The organism is Nocardiopsis oceani (assembly GCF_054777395.1).
Genome location: NZ_BAAHAR010000037.1, coordinates 25,742 through 43,114 on the forward strand (window position 1 = coordinate 25,742; position 17,373 = coordinate 43,114).

The 17,373-nt window shown below is 67.6% G+C and carries 15 protein-coding genes; 9 read left to right on the forward strand and 6 right to left on the reverse strand.

Going from position 1 to position 17,373, the window contains the following annotated elements; translation table 11 throughout:
* Nucleotides 1-11: 11 nt before the first annotated feature.
* The 5 genes from ACYVDG_RS21855 to ACYVDG_RS21875 form a co-directional block, all read right to left on the reverse strand.
* Nucleotides 12-914 carry an SDR family oxidoreductase gene (locus tag ACYVDG_RS21855; RefSeq protein ID WP_460756664.1) on the reverse strand — a complete coding sequence of 301 codons (903 nt, stop codon included), beginning with the start codon at nucleotides 912-914 and terminating at the stop codon, nucleotides 12-14.
* Nucleotides 915-947: 33 nt separating this feature from the next.
* Complete coding sequence (locus ACYVDG_RS21860; RefSeq protein ID WP_460756668.1) at nucleotides 948-2,090, reverse strand: acyl-CoA dehydrogenase family protein; 1,143 nt, start codon at nucleotides 2,088-2,090, stop codon at nucleotides 948-950.
* A gap of 36 nt (nucleotides 2,091-2,126) precedes the next feature.
* Nucleotides 2,127-2,927, reverse strand: coding sequence for an enoyl-CoA hydratase-related protein (locus tag ACYVDG_RS21865; protein WP_460756671.1), 801 nt, complete (start codon nucleotides 2,925-2,927; stop codon nucleotides 2,127-2,129).
* 158 nt (nucleotides 2,928-3,085) lie between these two features.
* Nucleotides 3,086-5,491, reverse strand: coding sequence for an acetoacetate--CoA ligase (locus ACYVDG_RS21870; protein ID WP_460756676.1), 2,406 nt, complete (start codon nucleotides 5,489-5,491; stop codon nucleotides 3,086-3,088).
* Entirely contained in the window at nucleotides 5,488-5,940 is a 453-nt protein-coding gene (locus ACYVDG_RS21875; protein ID WP_460756679.1) for an FAS1-like dehydratase domain-containing protein, read from the reverse strand. Before ACYVDG_RS21875 ends, ACYVDG_RS21870 begins: the two co-directional genes overlap by 4 nt.
* 94 nt (nucleotides 5,941-6,034) lie before the next feature.
* Between ACYVDG_RS21875 and ACYVDG_RS21880 the strand changes: the two genes are divergently transcribed.
* The 8 genes from ACYVDG_RS21880 to ACYVDG_RS21915 all read left to right on the forward strand — a co-directional run bounded on the left by ACYVDG_RS21880 (nucleotide 6,035) and on the right by ACYVDG_RS21915 (nucleotide 15,464).
* The gene (locus tag ACYVDG_RS21880) at nucleotides 6,035-7,228 is read left to right on the forward strand and encodes an acyl-CoA dehydrogenase family protein (RefSeq protein WP_460756684.1); all 1,194 of its coding nucleotides are present in this window, start codon (nucleotides 6,035-6,037) and stop codon (nucleotides 7,226-7,228) included.
* Between the two features lie 67 nt (nucleotides 7,229-7,295).
* Nucleotides 7,296-8,384 (forward strand): acyl-CoA dehydrogenase family protein, encoded by a 1,089-nt coding sequence (locus ACYVDG_RS21885; protein WP_460756688.1) that lies wholly within the window; start codon nucleotides 7,296-7,298, stop codon nucleotides 8,382-8,384.
* A 160-nt stretch (nucleotides 8,385-8,544) separates the two neighbouring features.
* Nucleotides 8,545-9,720 (forward strand): helix-turn-helix transcriptional regulator, encoded by a 1,176-nt coding sequence (locus ACYVDG_RS21890; protein ID WP_460756694.1) that lies wholly within the window; start codon nucleotides 8,545-8,547, stop codon nucleotides 9,718-9,720.
* 93 nt (nucleotides 9,721-9,813) lie between these two features.
* Entirely contained in the window at nucleotides 9,814-11,136 is a 1,323-nt protein-coding gene (locus tag ACYVDG_RS21895) for a cytochrome P450 (RefSeq protein WP_460756698.1), read from the forward strand.
* Nucleotides 11,133-12,356: an NAD(P)/FAD-dependent oxidoreductase gene (locus ACYVDG_RS21900; RefSeq protein WP_460756701.1), complete on the forward strand. Its 1,224-nt coding sequence runs from the start codon at nucleotides 11,133-11,135 to the stop codon at nucleotides 12,354-12,356. Before ACYVDG_RS21895 ends, ACYVDG_RS21900 begins: the two co-directional genes overlap by 4 nt.
* A gap of 184 nt (nucleotides 12,357-12,540) precedes the next feature.
* Nucleotides 12,541-12,777: a 2Fe-2S iron-sulfur cluster-binding protein gene (locus tag ACYVDG_RS21905; RefSeq protein WP_460756706.1), complete on the forward strand. Its 237-nt coding sequence runs from the start codon at nucleotides 12,541-12,543 to the stop codon at nucleotides 12,775-12,777.
* 63 nt (nucleotides 12,778-12,840) lie between these two features.
* Nucleotides 12,841-13,944, forward strand: a complete 1,104-nt coding sequence (locus ACYVDG_RS21910) for an NAD(P)-dependent alcohol dehydrogenase (RefSeq protein ID WP_460756712.1) — start codon at nucleotides 12,841-12,843, stop codon at nucleotides 13,942-13,944.
* A gap of 50 nt (nucleotides 13,945-13,994) precedes the next feature.
* Entirely contained in the window at nucleotides 13,995-15,464 is a 1,470-nt protein-coding gene (locus tag ACYVDG_RS21915) for an aldehyde dehydrogenase (protein ID WP_460756715.1), read from the forward strand.
* 309 nt (nucleotides 15,465-15,773) lie between these two features.
* On the opposite strand, the gene ACYVDG_RS21920 is transcribed toward ACYVDG_RS21915, so the two are convergent.
* The gene (locus ACYVDG_RS21920) at nucleotides 15,774-16,289 is read right to left on the reverse strand and encodes a thioesterase family protein (RefSeq protein WP_460756722.1); all 516 of its coding nucleotides are present in this window, start codon (nucleotides 16,287-16,289) and stop codon (nucleotides 15,774-15,776) included.
* Between the two features lie 259 nt (nucleotides 16,290-16,548).
* Here ACYVDG_RS21920 and ACYVDG_RS21925 point away from each other — a divergent pair, with 259 nt between their 5' ends.
* Nucleotides 16,549-17,328 (forward strand): electron transfer flavoprotein subunit beta/FixA family protein, encoded by a 780-nt coding sequence (locus ACYVDG_RS21925; RefSeq protein WP_460756727.1) that lies wholly within the window; start codon nucleotides 16,549-16,551, stop codon nucleotides 17,326-17,328.
* Nucleotides 17,329-17,373: the final 45 nt, after the last annotated feature.

Sequence of the window (17,373 nt, forward strand, 5' to 3'; positions counted from 1 at the left end):
CGACTACCGGGCTACACGCTTCGCTGCGCCTTGGAGGCCTCCGTGGCAGCCCGGGACTTCTCGCGGGCTTCGGCCCAGTCTTCGTCGGTCATGGAGGTCAAGCCGGCGAAGGTGCCGGGGCCGGCGAGCATCTGCCCTCCGTCCATCGCGATGGTCTGGCCGGTGATGTAATCGCAGGCGTCGGTGAGCAGGAAAATCGTCAGGTTGGCCAATTCCTCGACCGTGCCGGGGCGGCCGGCCGGGACGCTGTCGAACTGGGTGGCCCCGGCGGAGGAGCTCTCCGTGGGGTTGAGCATCTCCCAGGCGTACTCCGTGGGGATCGGGCCCGGGGCGACCGCGTTGATGCGGATCCCGTACTTGGCCCACTCCACGCCCAGGGACATGGTCATGGCGTTCACTGCGGCCTTACCCATGGCTGAGGGGACCACGAAGGCCGAGCCAGTCCAGACCCAGGTGGTCAGGGTGGACAGGACGTTGCCCTTCAGCCCTTGTGCGATCCACCGCTTCCCGGCGGCTTGCGTGACGTGGTAAGAGCCCTTCATCACTGTGGAGGAGACAGTGTCGAACCCGCGGGGGCTGAGGTCCTTGGTCTGGGCGATGAAGTTCGCCGCAGCATTGTTGATAACCCCGGTGAGCGGGCCGAACCCGCTCCACAGGGTTTCCATGGCGGCGTCGACCATGTCATGGTCCTTGACGTCCACGGCCTGGAAGTGGACGCGTCCGGGAACGGACGCCGATGCCTCGTCCGCAGCCTCCTCGAGGACAGCCTCACGGCGGCCCCAGAGATGGACCTCGGCGCCGTGCTCGGCCAGGTGGCGGGCGACGCCGCGGCCCAGCCCGGTGCCGCCGCCGGTGACGAGGATCCGCTGTCCGGCCAGGATGTCCGGGCGGAATGGGGAGGGGTGGGAGGTCATGATCTCGCTCCTGTCAGTTGTTCCGGTCTGCGATCAGGGGCGACCGAGCAGGGCCTTGGCGATGATGTCCCGCTGGACCTCGTTCGCGCCTCCGTAGATTCGCGGGGCGATGGCGGCACGCAGCTGGCCCTCCATGCCGTACTCGCGGGTGAAGCCGTTCCCGCCGTGCATCTGGATGCCCTCGAGGGCGGCGTGCTGGGCTATGTCGGTGCACCGGGACTTGGCCATGGCCGACCTGGAGGCCAGGGAGTCCTCGAGCCCGGCGTCGATCTCGGCCGCCACGTCGTAGACGAAGGACCTGGCCATCGCGATATCGGTGGCAAGGTCTGCCACCCGGTGGCGCAGCGCCTGGAACGTCGCGAGCTTCACACCGAAGGCCTCGCGTTCCTGGAGATAGGCAACCGTGTCATCCACGGAACGCTGGGCGGCGCCCAGGCTCATGGCGGCGATGATCAGGCGTTCCACGCTCAGCCCGCGCATCAGCTGCTTCCAGCCTTGCCCGGACTTCCCGACGACGGCGGAGGCCGGGACACGGACGTCCTTGAAGAACAGCTCGTTGACCGTGCGGGGCTCCATGGTCTCGATCGGCACGATGTCCAGCCCCGGGCTGCTGGTGGGCACCATCAGCAGCGTCAGTCCTTCATGCCGGGTGCCCGAGGAGCTTTCCCGGACCAGCAGGAGGACGTGCTCGGCCAGGTGCGCAGCGGTGCACCAGGTCTTCTGGCCGTTGATGACGTAATCGCGCCCGTCCCGGACACCCTTGCAGCGCACCCCGGCCAAGTCCGACCCCGTGTTCGGCTCAGAGAGGGAGATCGCTTCCAGCCGGCCCTCTGCCAGGTTCGTGCAGATGCTGGCCTTCTGCTCCTCGCTGCCCCACCTGAGGTAGGTCTGGGCGGCGGTCAGCCCGGTTGAGTAGGCGTGGACCGGGGCGAGGCCTCGGGAGCTCTCCTCGAGGAAGACCACTTCGTCCACGAACGTCCCGCCCTGCCCGCCGTACTTCTCGGGCAGGGAAATCCCCAGCCAGCCGAGCTCGGCCATATCGGCCAGTGTCTGCCGCGAGGTGGTCTGCGTCCCGTTCCCGGTCAGGGCGTCCCGCTGGGCTACGGTCGCTGTGTTCTGAGCGCAATAGCCGCGGATGGCCTCGGCCAGCGACAGCTGTTCTTCGGTGAACTGCATGGGGTGGAGTCCTCTCGGAGAAGCGGTCCGGGCGGCTCAGGCCTGGTGGGCGCGGAAGTCGGGTGTCCGCTTCTCGTTGAAGGCGTTGATGCCCTCCTGGGCCTCCGCCGTCTCGCCGAACAAGCTCAGGCTGGAGTAGGCCATCTGCCCGGTTGCGGCGAAGTGCTCGGTGTCCGAGTTGAAGGACTGCTTGAGCACCTTGAGCGCGGTGGGGGAGAGCTTGAGGATCTCGTCCGCCCAGGAACGCACCTCGGCCTTGAGTTGGTCGGCGGGGACGGACTTGTTCGCCAGGCCCCAGTCCACTGCCTGTTCGGCGGAGTACTGGCGGCACAGGAACCAGATCTCCCGAGCGCGCTTCTCACCGACCGCGCGGGCCATCAGGCCTGTGCCGAAGCCGGCGTCGAAGGACCCGACGCGCGGGCCGTTCTGCCCGAACCGTGCGTGGTCCGCCGCAATGGTCAGGTCGCACAGCAGGTGGAGGACGTGGCCACCGCCGATGGCGAAGCCGTTGACCGCGGCGATCACGGGCTTGGGGGTGTCCCGGATGACGCGGTGCAGGGAGTCGATCTCGAACAGGCCCGACTCGGAGGGGCCGTAGTCGCCGCTCTCCAACCGCTGCTTCTGGTCGCCGCCGGTGCAGAAGGCCTTCTCGCCGGCGGCGGTGAGCGCGACGACTCCCACCTCGGGGTCGTTCCAAGCGGTCTTGAACGCCATGACGAGCTCGTCGACGGTTCGGGCCCGGAACGAGTTGTAACGGTCGGCGCGGTTGATGGTGATCCAGGCCAGGCCGTTGTCAACCTCGTAGAGGACGTCAGTGAAGTTCTCGAGTGCGGGCATGATTTTCCTTGAAGTTCGTCGGTTGTGTGTGGTTCTGGGTGGTACGACCCGGTCGCGGCCGGGGAACCCCGGCCTGAGATTTTTGGTCTTACCATTTTCAGACTCTAGACCTGTGAACGATCGTTATCAATAGGGCGCCGCCGATGTTTCGATCCGGTTCACGTTCGGGACCGCTGGAACTCCGCTGCCTGGCCGACATACCAGTCCAGGACGTCTGAGTCGTCCTCGGTGCCGCGGTTGAGGCTCTCCGGCCCGGCGCCCTGGAAGAGTCTCTTGACGGGCACCTCCATCAACTTGCCGGTACGGGTCCTGGGCACAGCCGGGGCCTCGATGATCTCGTCGGGCACGTAGCGGGGGGAGACACGGGTGCGGATGGCGTCGACGACGGCCTTCCGCATTGCGTCGTCCACGGTTCGACTGGTGGCGGGGACCACGAACAGGGGCATGTAGTAGTCCCCGCCGGACAGTTCAGCACCGATGACCATGGAGGCGGCGACCCCGTCTACCTCGTCCACGACCTGGGTGATGTCCGCCGAGCCCATCCGGATCCCGCCGCGGTTGATGGTGGAGTCGGAGCGACCGTGGATGATGAACTGTCCTTCTTCCAGCTCTGTGACCCAGTCGCCGTGTCTCCAGACACCGGGGTAGGTGCTGAAGTAGGAGTCGAAGTACCGGGAACCGTCGTGGTCGTTCCAGAACATGACGGGCATGGACGGCATGGGGCGGGTGACCACGAACTCGCCGACCTCGTTGTGGATACGGTGCCCCTCGGAGTCCCAGGATTCCGCGGCCACTCCCAGGCAGGCGCCCATGAGCTCGCCTCGGTACACCGGGTCCAGCGGGTTCGACCCGATGAAGGCGGTGGCCACGTCCGTGCCGCCGGAGTCCGAGCCGACTCGGATGTCCTCGCCGACCGCCCAGTAGACCCAGTTCCAGGTCGAGTCGGGCAGTGGCGATCCGGTGACCATCATGGCGGTGAGCGCAGAGAGGTCGTAACGTGCGTTCGGGACCGCTCCAGCCTTCTCCACCATGGTCAGTACGGCTGCGCCGGTGCCGAAGAAGGTGGCCCTGTGCCGGGCGATGAGCTCGAAGTGGCGGTCCGGACCGCCGTGGTTGGGTGAGCCGTCGTAGGTGACGATCGAAGTGCCCATGACCATGGTGTCCACCACCATGTTCCACACCACCCAGGTGGTGGAGACGGCGAAGTAGGCGCGTTCCCGGGGCCCGAGGTCGTAGTGCAGGCCGTTGGCCTTGAGCACCTCCAGAAGCACCCCGCCGTGGGAGTGCACGATTCCCTTGGGCTTGCCGGTGGTACCGGAGGAGTAGAGCACCCACAGGGGGTGCTCGAAGGGCACTTGCTCGTAGTCGGGTTCGGCCGGGCGGCCGAGGATCTGCGAGAGCCGCTGGGTGTCCTCCGGTGGTTCGCCGCAGGTGCCGGCCGGCAATTGATCGACCACGACCACGTGCTCCACGGTGGGCAGCACCCCGCGCAGTTCGGCAATGGTGCCTGTCATGTCGCGCACCTTGCCGCCGAACTCGTAGCCGTCCACGGTGAGCAGGACCTTCGGCTGGATCTGCGCGAACCGGTCGGCCACTCCGCTGAGGCCGAAGTCGGTGTTCACCACGGACCAGACCGCACCGACGGAAGCGGTGGCCAAGAGTGCCACGACGGTTGGCGGGATGTGCGGCAGCACGGCAGCGACCCGGTCTCCGGGACGGACCCCGAGCCGGCGCAGCTCGGCGGCCAGGGCAGCCACCTGCGCCTCCAGTTCGCTCCAGGTCAGGCTGGTGGCTGCGAGCTCCTCGTGCTCGCCGATAATCGCAACGTCGTCCGGCCGGTCCGCGGCATGACGCAGCAGGTTCTCCGCATAGTTCAACCTCGCACCGGGGAACCAGGAGGACCCGGGCATGGAATCGTCGGCCAGCACGGAGCCCGGCCTCGTGAGGTCGGGCTTTCTCGACGCCAGGACGCCGAAGTACTCCCAGACTGCACCCCAGAAGCCCTCGAGGTCCGAGACCGACCACCGGTGCAGGGAGGTGTAGTCGCTGGTCTGCACTCCGCGGTACTCGGCGACCCAGCGCTGGAAGTCGCGCATCCGTGACCCGTCCACCCGCGCGGCCGACGGTGTCCACATCGGCTGACGGACGTCGCCGCCCGACGCGGCGCCGGCTTCCTGCGTACAGCCCTCTGGCGGGGTGGTCACGGCGTGCCCGACGACGACGGTCCTTCCGCCAACGGATGCGATCAGGTCCAGCGCGAGGGTGCGCCCGTCCGGGGGCGTTTCCGTTGCCGCGACAGAGAAGTCCACGGTGTCGCCGATCTTCACCGGGGCCTTGAACTGCACGTCGAAGGAGTGGAGGTTCTCCACGCCGCACCAGTCGGTGAGCCATCCGGCCATCAGCCCGGCGGTGAACTGGCCCATCGCGATGGGGGCTTCGAACCCGGCATCCCGGGCAAAGGAGGGGTCGTGGTGCAGGGGGTTGAAGTCCCCGCCGGCCCCGGCGAACCGGACGATGTCCGTCTGCGTGACAGGTCCGAAGCGTCCTGCGGACGGGGTGGTCATTTCCGGCCCCTTTCGAGGATCGTTTCCCGCTGGCGGACGGTGACCGTGCCGTCGCGGTCCAGGTATTCGGTCTCCAGGGTGATGATCCGCAGGGCAGTGCCGCTGCTGCTCGTCTTGGCCTCGTCAGCGACAACCACCCGTCGGCCAGTCAGGGAGTCGCCGGCCGTGAGCGGGCGGAGGTACTGCCACCCGGTCTTGCCAACGACGACCCGAGCCAATTCCAGGCCGAGCGTCTCGAGCATCGCGGTCTGGCTGCGGTGGTGGCCGGCGGCGACCACATGGGTTGCCGTTGCGGCGACGTCCGGCAATCGGCGTCGCTGGGCCTCGCAGCGGTCGGTGTGCACGGTGTCGTGGGCCCCGGTGGCCCGCGCGAACTCGGCGATCTTGCCCCGTTCGACGTCGAAGGCGACTTCGTCCACCACGGTGCCGACCAAGCTGGTGTCCTCCATGAGCACGTCCTCTCGCTGATGAGGTCTTAGGCTAGCCATATTAAATGGTCTGACCTAAAGTTCACTGTAGCGAATGAAGGATGAAGGGACGAGCATGGATTTCTCCGAGCAGCCGGAAGAGGCACGGTTCCGCGCCGAGGTGCGTGCCTGGCTTGCCCGTGCACTCCCCGCCCTGGACTGGCCCGAGCCGCCGGAGCTGGAGGAGAAGGCACCGTTCTGGCGCAACTACCAGACCGAACTCTTCAATGCCGGCTATGCCGGCCTGACCTGGCCGAAGGAGTACGGAGGCCAGGGGCTCGACGAACGGATGGCCTCCATTTTCGCTGAGGAGTCTGCGCATGCGGGCGCTCCGGAGCGGCTGAACACCATCGGTGAGGACTTCGCCGGGCCGACCATCGCCCACTACGGGACGGCTGAGCAGAAGGAGCAATACCTGCGCCGGATCCTCACCGGTGAGGACATCTGGTGCCAGTTGTTCTCTGAGCCGGAATCCGGCTCAGACCTGGCCTCACTGCGTACCAAGGCCGTGAAGGTGGAGGGCGGTTGGCGGATCACCGGCCAGAAGATCTGGACCTCCCGGGCCCAGCTGGCCGCCCACGCCATTCTCCTGGCCCGCACCGGAGGGGGCGAGCGGCACAAGGGCATCACCTACTTCCTGCTGCCGATGGATGCGGCGGGAGTGACCATCCGCCCGCTTGAGCACATGCTCGGCGAGGCGGAGTTCAACGAGGTCTTCCTGGACGAGGTCTTCCTGCCGGACTCCGCCGTCGTCGGCGACGTGGACGGTGGCTGGAAGGTGACCATGGGCACCCTGTCTTTCGAGCGCGTTGCGATCGCCACCGGGCGGGTGAACACGGTGAAGGAGATCGAGCGCCTCATCGGGGACGTCCGGTCCCGCACGGCCGGAGACGGCGGCCCGCTGGGCGCCGACCCGCAGGTCCGGCGTACGGTGGCCGATCTGTGGGGCCGGGTGCACCTGCACCAGGCCATCAGCCAGCGCGTCATCTCCGGGGCCACCGGCGGAGAGCCCCCGGGTGAGGTCACCTCCATCGGAAAGCTCTACTTCTGCCCGCTGGTGGAGGACCTGGCCGATGCCGGGCTCTCGCTGGAGCCGCTGGATGACCAGTTCGGGCTGGCAGACGAGGTGGCTGCCTCTGGCGGCGGCGATCCGGGACGGCACTGGCTCCGCCTGGCGAACCAGGCCCGAGGCACCGCCATCGCCGGCGGGTCCACTTTCATCCAGCGCAACATCGTGGCCGAACGGATCCTCGGGATGCCCCGCAAGTAGCGGACCCCCGTTCCCGACTATCCGGGACCACCGCCAAGACCTCATAACCAGTGACTGGAGTAGAACCATGGAATGGAAGTTTTCAGAGGAGCAGGAGGCCTACGCCGAGGCTCTCCAGGACTGGCTGGAGAGCTCCGTGGACTCGAAACGGCTGCGGCGCTGGTTCGAGACCGGCGACCCCTCTGAGTTCCTAGGTTCGTTCGCCCGGTACTGGGCAGGTGTCGGCATCCCCGAGGAAGAGGGGGGACAGGGCGGGGGTCTGGTGGAGCTGGCCCTGACGTCCGAGCACCTCGCCCGCGTAGCCGCCCCGTCTTCGGAGTGGCTGGCGACGACCCTGGCCCTGCCGGCACTCGCCGGGCGGCCTGAGGACGTGGAGACGGCCCTGTCCGGCCAGACGCTTGCCCTGCTCGTACCCGCGGACCGGATTCCCGACGACGCCGCGCCCTTGGAGGTGCGGGATTCCGGAATCCACGGGGTTGTTCCCCGGGTGCTTTCCGGTGACAAGGCGGCCCGTTTCGTGGTGCCGGTCGCAGGTGCCGGCGGAGTGGAGCTCCACTTGGTCGGGGCCGCCCAGGACGGCGTCCGGTCCACGGCGCGCCGGTTGCTGGACCGGTCGAGGTCCATGGCGGACGTGACCCTGGACGGGGCCGCGTCGGAACGCCTGGACGTGGACGCGTCGGCCGTGCTGTCCGGGATCGCCCGTCAAGCCGCGGTGCTGGTCGCGGCGGACACCCTTGGTGTCAGTCAGAGGCTGCTCGACCTTTCCGTCGAGTACGCGAAGCAGCGTCAGCAGTTCGGCGTGGCCATCGGGTCGTTCCAAGCCGTCAAGCACGCCGCCGCCACCATCATGGTCGGTGTGGAGGCGGCGCGGTCTGCGGTGTACTACACGGCCGCTTCGGTGGACTCCGGCCAGCCGGAGGGCTCCTTGCACGCCGCCGCGACCAAGGCGCAAGTCACGGCCGAGGGGCCGCGCGCGGCGGACTCCGCCCTGACCATGCACGGCGCGATCGGCTATACCTGGGAGCACGACCTGCACCTGTTCTACAAGCGGGCCAAACTGAACGCTGGCCTGTTCGGTTCCCCGGAGGCGTGGAATGACCGGCTGGCAGACGCGCTGGGGTTGCTGGGAGCGCACTCGCCTACCCCGACGGGATAGTTACTCGATGAAGCCTGCCCGCAGCCTCTGCGGGCGGTGGAGCCCGGTCAAGTCGGGCGGCTCTGGACCGCTGGTCCGGCGAGGGCCGCAATGTTTGGACTGACCAATGGTCCATTGAAAGCATTGTACGCTTATCAGGCTTGTGGGATACTCACTGAGTATGACGAGTCCACCGTTGGGTCCGGCCAGCGGACCGTACGAGTCGTACGAGTCGTGGGAGTCCCTGACAGCGCGGGCCCACCACATCCTGGAAACCGTCGCCCTGTTGGACCACAGGTGTCTCCCACTGCACGGAGTCGGCGACAGTTGGCGGGAGCTGGACGCCGCACTGGCCTGGGCCGAGGGCGTTCTGCGGAGCCGTGGTCCCGTGTGGTCGCAGGCCGGCGGTCTGGACGTGCCGGGTGCTGCGCGCCTGCTGGCGTCGGACGTTGCCGTGCTGCGGAACAGTCTGATGACCCGGCAGATGGCAACCCGGCAGGAGATGATGCACCGGGTTGACCAGTCCCTGCAGAAGTTGCGGACGATCGGGTCGATCGACGAGTTCAGTTCCCGACTGCCGGTGGAGATCGTGGAACTCGGTTACGTCAGATCGCTGTTCTCCTGGGTGGACCGTCTGCATTGGGTAGCTCAGTCTGCGCACTCCGAGCGCGGTCCGGCGGAGAGCAGGCGGCTGGTGGAGGCCGGTCGGCGCAAACCGCTCCGGGACCTGAGGAGCCTTTTCGAGTACGACATGATCCAGGGTCGGCGCCCCATCCTCATGCGGGGGATCAGGGACAGTTCCAGGGTGCACCCGGACATCATCAAGGTCACCGAATCGGACTCCTATGTCGCGTCCCCGCTGGTGGTGGGCGATGAGGTAGTGGGGTTTGTCAGCCTGGACCTCCATGCGCAGAGCGGCACCGTGGACGATTTCGACCGAGACCTGGTCAGCCTCCTGACCGTCGGCGCCGGAGCCGCCCTGGAGCGGATCCTCCTGACTGGCGGTGGGGAGGAACCGAGGCTGGCTGCTGACCGCGGCCTTCGGTTGCTCCGCAAGGCGTCGGGTGCAAGCCGGGGCGGGACCGCGGTCGAAGTGGAGTCCGCGGGGGCCGCCGCCCCTGTTGGTGCCGCTGGCCTGAGGGCGCCAGGGCGCGGCTGCTGCGGGGAGTTGACGAAGCGGGAACTTCAGATCCTGTCCCTGATGGCCGAGGGCCTGTCCAACGCCGACCTGGCGGCGGCCCTGGTGATCAGCGAAGGTACCGCCAAAACCCATGTCAGGAACATCCTCCGCAAGCTCGGCGTGGACAACAGGACTCGGGCCGCTGCCCTGTACCGGCGCCACAGCGGCGATAGCTGACGGTGCCTTCCGGGCGGCAAGATACCCCATTCGATAGATGTAACCCAGGTCACATTCCTCCATGTTGGAAACAGCCAACTCACGGAGGACACGATGAGCGTTACCCAGAACGCGCAGGAGACGCAGGTCCCCGACCACATCGCCCGCCAGGTCGTCACCCCGGAAGGCCACCGCGACGACGAGGCCCTCTTCGAGGCGTACCGGTGGCTTCGCGAGAACGCCCCGCTGGCCAAGGTGAAGGTCGAGGGATACGACCCGGTCTGGTTGCTGACCAAGCACGCGGACATCATGACGGTCGAACGCCAGCCCGAGATCTTCACCAACGGCGGAGCCACCCCTGGTGCGCACAACCCGAACTTCGCCAGCCAGGCGGACGACGCGTTCACCAAGGAGCTGACCGGTGGAAGCCTGCGGATCATCGAATCCCTGACATATCTCGATCCCCCGGAGCACACCATGTTCCGCGACATCGGCGCGGAATGGTTCCGGCCGGCGTCGCTGAAGCACTGGGAGGACAAGATCCGGGTGCTGGCCCGCGAAGCCATCGACCAGCGCCTCGTCTCCGGCCGTAACGAACTGGACTTCGTGAAGGACTTCAGCGTCTACTACCCGCTGCACGTCATCATGACCCTCTTCGGGGTTCCAGCCGAGGACGAGCCGCGGATGATGGCCTTGACGCAGGACTTCTTCGGCACCGCAGACCCGGATGCCCAGCGCGCCGACGTGACCCCCATGTCCCCGGCCGCGGCGGCTGAGCAGTGGGCCGCCACCATCCAGGACTTCTACCGGTACTTCGACACCCTCGTCGACGACCGCCGCGCCGAACCGAGGGGCGACCTGGCCTCCATCATCGCCAACGCGACGCAGCCCGACGGCGAGTATTTCCCCCGCGAGGTGGCCTACGGCTGGTTCATCGCGATCGCCACGGCCGGCCATGACACCACCTCGTCCACCATGGCCAGCTGCCTGGAAGCACTGGCCGAACACCCGGACCAGCTCGCGGCGGTCCAGGCGGAACCGTCGAGGATCCCCGACCTGGTCAACGAAGCCCTGCGCTGGGCCTCACCGGTCAAGCAGTTCACCCGGCAGGCCGTAGAGGCCTACGAACTGCGCGGGCAGCACATCGAGCCGGGGGACCGGCTGATGACCCTGTACCAGTCCGCCAACCGCGACGACGAGGTCTTCGACAACCCCTACGAGTTCCGCTTCGACCGCAAACCCAACAAGCACATCGCCTTCGGCTACGGCCCGCACATGTGCATCGGCCAGCACCTGGCCAAAATGGAGCTCAGGGTGATGTTGGAGGAACTGCTGCCCCGCATCGCCTCCGTGCGGCTCACCGGGGGCCGCAAGGTCGTCCAGACCAACTTCGTCGGCGGCCTGAAGAACAGGCCCCTGATCCTGGAGCTGTCGTGAGTCCACGCAGGGTCGTCGTGGTGGGCGGCGGCCATGCCGGAGGAACCTTCGTGGCCTTGCTGCGCAGGGAGGGCTTCGATGGTGAGATCGTCATGGTCGGCGCCGAGGAGCACGCCCCCTACCACCGCCCCCCGTTGTCCAAGTCCTTCGGCAGCGAGAACGTCAAGTGGCTCTACGACCCCGCGTTCTACGCGGACAACGGCATTACCGCGCTCCTGGGGGACACGGCCGTGTCCATCCACCGGTCCTCCCGGCGGGTGACCTTGGCCGGAGGCACGCAGCTCGAGTACGACATGTTGGTCCTGGCCACCGGGGCGGAACCCCGATGTCTGGATCTGCCCGGGAAGGACCTCGAGGGTATCCACGTCCTTCGCGACCTGGCCGACGCCACCAGCCTGGGAAGGGACATCCTCTCCGGGCGGCCGCTGGCCATCGTCGGCGGCGGCTACGTCGGCTTGGAAGTGGCCGCGGCCGCCCGGACCCGTGGCGTGGAGGTCACCGTGATCGAACGGGAGGACCGCATCCTGGCCCGTGTGGCCAGCCCGGACCTCTCCGACCGCATCGCGGAGCACCACCAACGGAGCGGCACCACAATCGTCACGGGCGCCGAGACTGTGGGATACCGGTGCGACGCCGGCCGGGTCGGTGGTGTGCGGCTGGCCGACGGGACGGAAATCCCTTGCGGAACCGTGCTGGTGGGGGCAGGAGCGATCCCGAGGGACGGCTTGGCCCGTGAGGCGGGTCTGGCTTGCGATCAGGGGGTCGTGGTCAACGCGCGCTCCCGCACCAGCGACGAGTCCATCCTGGCGATCGGAGATGTCGCGAACCGGCCCGTGGCCGGACTGGCCACTCCGTCCGGGCGAATGCGGGTGGAAAGCATCCAGAACGCCGTGGAACAGGCGCGACATGCCGTCGACGTCGTCCTCGGCCGACCGGCGCAGGACCATGACATTCCGTGGTTCTGGTCGGATCAGTTCGAACTGAAGATCAAGATCGTCGGCATTGTCCACGGCGACTACGAGACGGTGCAGCGCGGGGATCCGGCTGGCGGGAGCTACGCCCTGTACCACCTCCGCGGCGGCCGGCTGCTCGCCGCCGAGACGGTCAACTCGCCCAGGGACTTCATGGCCGCGAAGAAGATGCTCACCAGGCAGTGCCCGGTCGACCCGCAGGCTCTTCTCGACCCGGACACCGACCTGCGGGTCCTCGTGTCGGCCTGAGGTCCGCCGGTCCGAGAACTGCCGGCCTGAGCCCTCCCGGGCCGAGGCCCCTGGGCGGCTGCCGATATCGAAATCCCAGCCCAAGAAGGAAGGGACTGACATGCCCACTGTCACCTATGTGCTTCCGGACGGAACCGAAAAACCGATGGATGTTCCCTGCGGGCAATCCGTCATGGATGGCTCCGTGCGGAACAATCTGCCCGGCATCGTGGCCGAATGCGGCGGGAGCTGTTCCTGTGCCACCTGCCACGTCTTCCTGGAACACGCCCCTGACGGCGCGTTCGAGGAGCCGATGACTGAGGAAGCGGACCTCATCGAGTTCCTCGAGGACGCGTCAGCGAACTCCAGGCTGTCCTGCCAGCTGATCGTCTCGGACGAGGCCGAGGGCGCCCGTGTCCGGGTCTCCCGCGGCAACTGCTGATACGGGCTGGCCGCAGCTGACCTCAGCCCGAAACCGGAGTCGTTCACACCCCCAGGAGAAACCATGAAAACCACCGCAGCTGTCCTAGAGGCCACCGGTGGAGAGTTCACGCTCAAGGACCTGGCCATCGGCGATCCAGGTCCTGGCGAGGTCCTGTTCGAAGTCGCCGGAGTCGGCCTGTGCCACACTGACATCGCCGTCCGGGAGGGTCACTTGCCCTTCCCGTTCCCCGGCGTGTTGGGGCACGAAGGCAGCGGCACCGTACTGGCCGTTGGCGAAGGCGTCACGAAGGTCGGGATCGGCGACCGGGTCGCTGCCAGCTTCAACAGCTGTGGCAAGTGCACTCAGTGCCGGGCCGGCGTCCCGGCCTATTGCCTCGAGTTCATGGACCGCAACTTCGGTGGTGCGCGCCCCGATGGCACCAGTGCCCTCAGTCACGCAGGCCAACCGGTGGCCTCGAACTTCTTCGGCCAGTCCACATTCGCCCGCCATGCCATGGCGCGCGAACGCAACGTGGTCAAGATCCCCGAATCGGTTCCTCTGGAGATCGCCGGACCGCTGGGCTGCGGGGTGCAGACCGGTGCCGGCGCCGTGCTCAACGCGCTGGACGCCGAGCAGGGCTCGTCCCTACTGGTGACCGGCGGGGGATCGGTAGGGCTATCCGGTGTCCTGGCCGCGGTGGCCCGTGGGGTGGGGACCGTCATCGTGTCCGACCCTCTGCCCCAGCGTCGGGAGCTGGCCCTGTCCCTTGGCGCCACCCACGTGGTGGACCCTACGGCTTCGTCGATGTCGGCGCGGGTGCGGGAGATCCTGCCCGAGGGGGTGGACTACGTCCTGGACACCACCGCCATGGAGGACGTCATCATCGAGATCCTCGCCTCCATGGGACAACGGGGGCACCTGGGCATGGTGGGCGTGCCGCAGCAGCCGCAGGCCGCCCTCAACGTCAATCTGCTGGAGATGCAGGCCCGCGGGATGAGCTTCACCGGAATCGTCGAGGGAAACAGCGATCCGGACTCCTTTATCCCTGAGCTCATTGCCCTGTACGAAAAGGGCGTCCTCCCCTTTGACCGGCTGGTCACCACCCTGCCTTTCGACCGGATCAACGAGGCCGTCGCCGCCCAGGCCAGCGGAGAGGCCGTGAAGGTTGTGCTGGTCCACGGTTGATCCGCCGTGTACCCGCACCTGTAACCCCATCCCGAACCAAGGAGCTGGACGTGACCACCTCGGACACCAAACAGATAGTGGACTACGACCGCATGTACATCGGCGGCGCCTGGGCAGAACCGACGACGCCCGCGCGCATCGGCGTCCGTTCCGCCACCACCCATGAGCCCGTCGGCAGCGTTCCCGAGGCCAGCGAGGCCGACGTCGACGCGGCCGTCGCGGCTGCCCGGACCGCGTTCGACGACCCGTCCGGCTGGGCCCACTCGACTCCCGGACAACGCCGCGAGGCCCTCGAGCGCTTCGCCCGTGCCCTGGAGTCCCGCGGTGAGGAGACCGCCCGGCGGGTCACGGTCCAGAACGGCATGCCCATTTGGTTGGCTCAGCAGTGGGAACAGGGCTTCCCGCCAGTGCTGGTGCGCTACTTTTCCGACCTCGCGGAGAAGACCCAGGAAGAGGTCAGGCCCGGCCTGCTGGGCAAGCAGACTCTCGTGGTGCGCCGTCCCATCGGGGTCGTGGCCCAGGTCGTCCCGTGGAACGTCCCCCAGGCCATCACCTTCCTTGCCTTGGCGCCAGCGCTGGCCGCCGGCTGCACCGTGGTGCTGAAGCCCTCCCCGGAAACCGTCCTGGATGCCTTCCTGCTTGCAGAGGCCGCTGACGAGGCGGGCCTGCCGCCCGGAGTGGTGAACATCGTCCCTGCTGGACGCGAGGTCGGCGCCTACCTCGTGTCCCATCCCGGTGTGGACAAGGTGTCCTTCACCGGGTCTTCGGAGGCCGGCCGGAAGGTCGCGGCCGCCTGTGGAGAGCTGTTGCGCCCGGTGACCTTGGAGCTGGGCGGCAAGTCCGCCGCTGTCATCCTGGACGACGCGGAACTCGAGTCGAACCTGGAGGACTTCTTCGCAGCGACCATGGTCAACAACGGGCAGGTCTGCTGGCTGGGAACCCGAATCCTGGTACCCGCCGCCCGCTACGGCGAGATCACCGGGACGCTCGCCGATCTCTACTCCGGGCTGGCCGTGGGCGACCCGCTCGACCCGGCCACGAAGATCGGACCGCTGGTCTCCGAACGCCAGCGGGACCGCGTCGAGGGTTACATCGCCAAGGGCAAGCAGGAGGCCCGCCTGCTCGTCGGTGGCGGCCGACCGCAGGGGCTGGGCCAAGGGTGGTTCGTTGAGCCGACGGTCTTCGCCGACGTCGACCCGAAGGCCACCATCGCCCAGGAGGAGATCTTCGGGCCCGTGCTCTCGGTGATTCCCTACGAGGACGAGCAACAGGCCACGCGGATCGCCAACGATTCGGACTTCGGCCTGGGCGGTTCGGTCTGGACGAGGGACCCCGACCGCGGCGCGGCCTTCGCCCGCACTGTCCGCACCGGCACCATCGGCGTCAACGGCTACAACAACGACCCCGTGGCGCCCTTCGGCGGCGTGAAGGCCAGCGGACTCGGCCGCGAACTCGGCCCCGAGGGTCTGGCGTCCTTCCAGGAAACCAAGACCGTGTACCTGGACCGCCCCAATCCCTGAGGCTGCTGGTGTCCGCACAGCCCCTGCCGCTCGGGCCCGGCCGAAGCGAGCTCTGTGGCATGAGTCCACCGGCGCGGCGATCGGCCTCAGCCGCGTCGATGCCCACCTGGGCGGGGCCCTCCCAGCCGTACCCGCACCAGCCGCTGCGCGGCACTTCGCCCCGCCGGGCAACTGCTCGACGGGGCGAAGTGATCTGCATCCGGGATAGGCCGACAGCATCCCGTTTCCGCCGCGGGCGCCAGGTCCGAGCGGCTCCGCGCATGTGGCGGCGGCACTGGTTCTCCAGGACCGCCCCCGTCCGGCGGGGAGTCAGTTCCGTCGGATCCCCAGGGAACCGCTCACCGGAGCTGGCCAGTGCAGTGCGGTGTCCTCGGCTATGAAGCGGTCGAAGGCTTGTGCCACGTCGTCCGGGAAACCCGCGGGGCGACGGCTGTCCATGTCGACGTGGATCAGGACCGTCTCGTAGATGCAGGCCAGCCGGTCCTTCTCGCGGTCCATGACCAGGGCCAACATATGCCCGACCTTCTCGTTTCGGTCCAGGACGCGGACATGTGCGGTGATAGGCGTGCCCAGCCGCATCTCATGGACGTAGGTCAGGTGCTGCTCCGCGGTGAAGAGGCCCAACCGGCGCTCTGCGCGATACGCGTCATCGATCCCCATCTTCTGGCAGACCTGGTCCGTGGAGAACCCGCCCATGTCCACGTAGTGACGGATGTTCATGTGGTCGTTGGCATCGATCCAGTCCTCACGGACCTCGTCGGTCCAGTGCACGGGGATCTGCAGAACCTGTTCCGCGGAAGGGTTGGTGCGCGTTGCTGATACCACGGCGATCTCCTGGGTGAGAGCCCTCGGGCTGACGATTCTATGGTCAGACCATACCTATCGATGGTCGAACAGGCGCAGCCGCCCCCGGCGCTGCGGTCGGCAGGGCTTGATGTGGGCCGGCTGCCGCTCGCCCCGCTGTGGGCAAGTCCTGGCTGGTGCTTCGCTGGCAATTACTTGGATGTCCTAGTATTTTTGGTCAGACCAACGTACTATGCTTATGGTCAGACCATGAAGGTTCCTTGGGCAAGGAGAGCACGCGATGAAGATTGTCGTATTGGCCAAGCAGGTGCCGGACACCTGGTCGGATCGGAAGCTCGACCTGGATTCGGGGTTGTTGGACCGGGGCGCCTCGGAACCGGTGCCGGACGAGATCAATGAGCGTGCTCTGGAGACGGCCCTCCGGTTCAAAGACGCCAATGCGGACACGGAGATCGTGATCCTGTCCATGGGCCCGGAGGACTCCGCCAAGACACTGCGCAAGCTGCTGTCGATGGGGGCGGACTCGGGGGTACTGGTGACGGATCCGGCACTGGCCGGTTCGGACATGGTCCAGACCGCACGGGTCCTGGCCGCGGCGGTTGAGAAGACCGGAGGAGACCTGCTGCTGGCCGGCAACGAGGCCACGGACGGCCGGGGCGGGATGGTGCCGGCGATGGTCGCCGAGGTACTGGGCTGGTCTGTGCTTCCAGCCCTGGAAGAAGTACGGATCGCCGCTGACGGCGTCACCGGCACAGCCCAGGTGGACGGCGCTTCGCTGTCCCTGAGCTCGTCGTTGCCCGCGGTGGTCTCGGTGACCGAGAAGGCGGCTGAGGCGCGCTTCCCGAACTTCAAGGGGATCATGCGGGCCAAGAAGAAGCCGCTGGACACCTGGGCCCTGACGGAGTTGGGGATCCAGGCGGGGCCGGACTCCGCCCCGGTGCGTTCGGTGATGGTCTCGGCGAGTGAGCGGCCTGCGAAGGAGGCTGGCCCGAAGGTCGCCGATGACGGCACGGCCGCCGTGCAGCTGGCCGATTTCCTGGTCTCCAACCGGCTGGTCTGACCGTCCGGCTGCCCTCTGAAACCACGACGCTCACAGGCCGGAAAG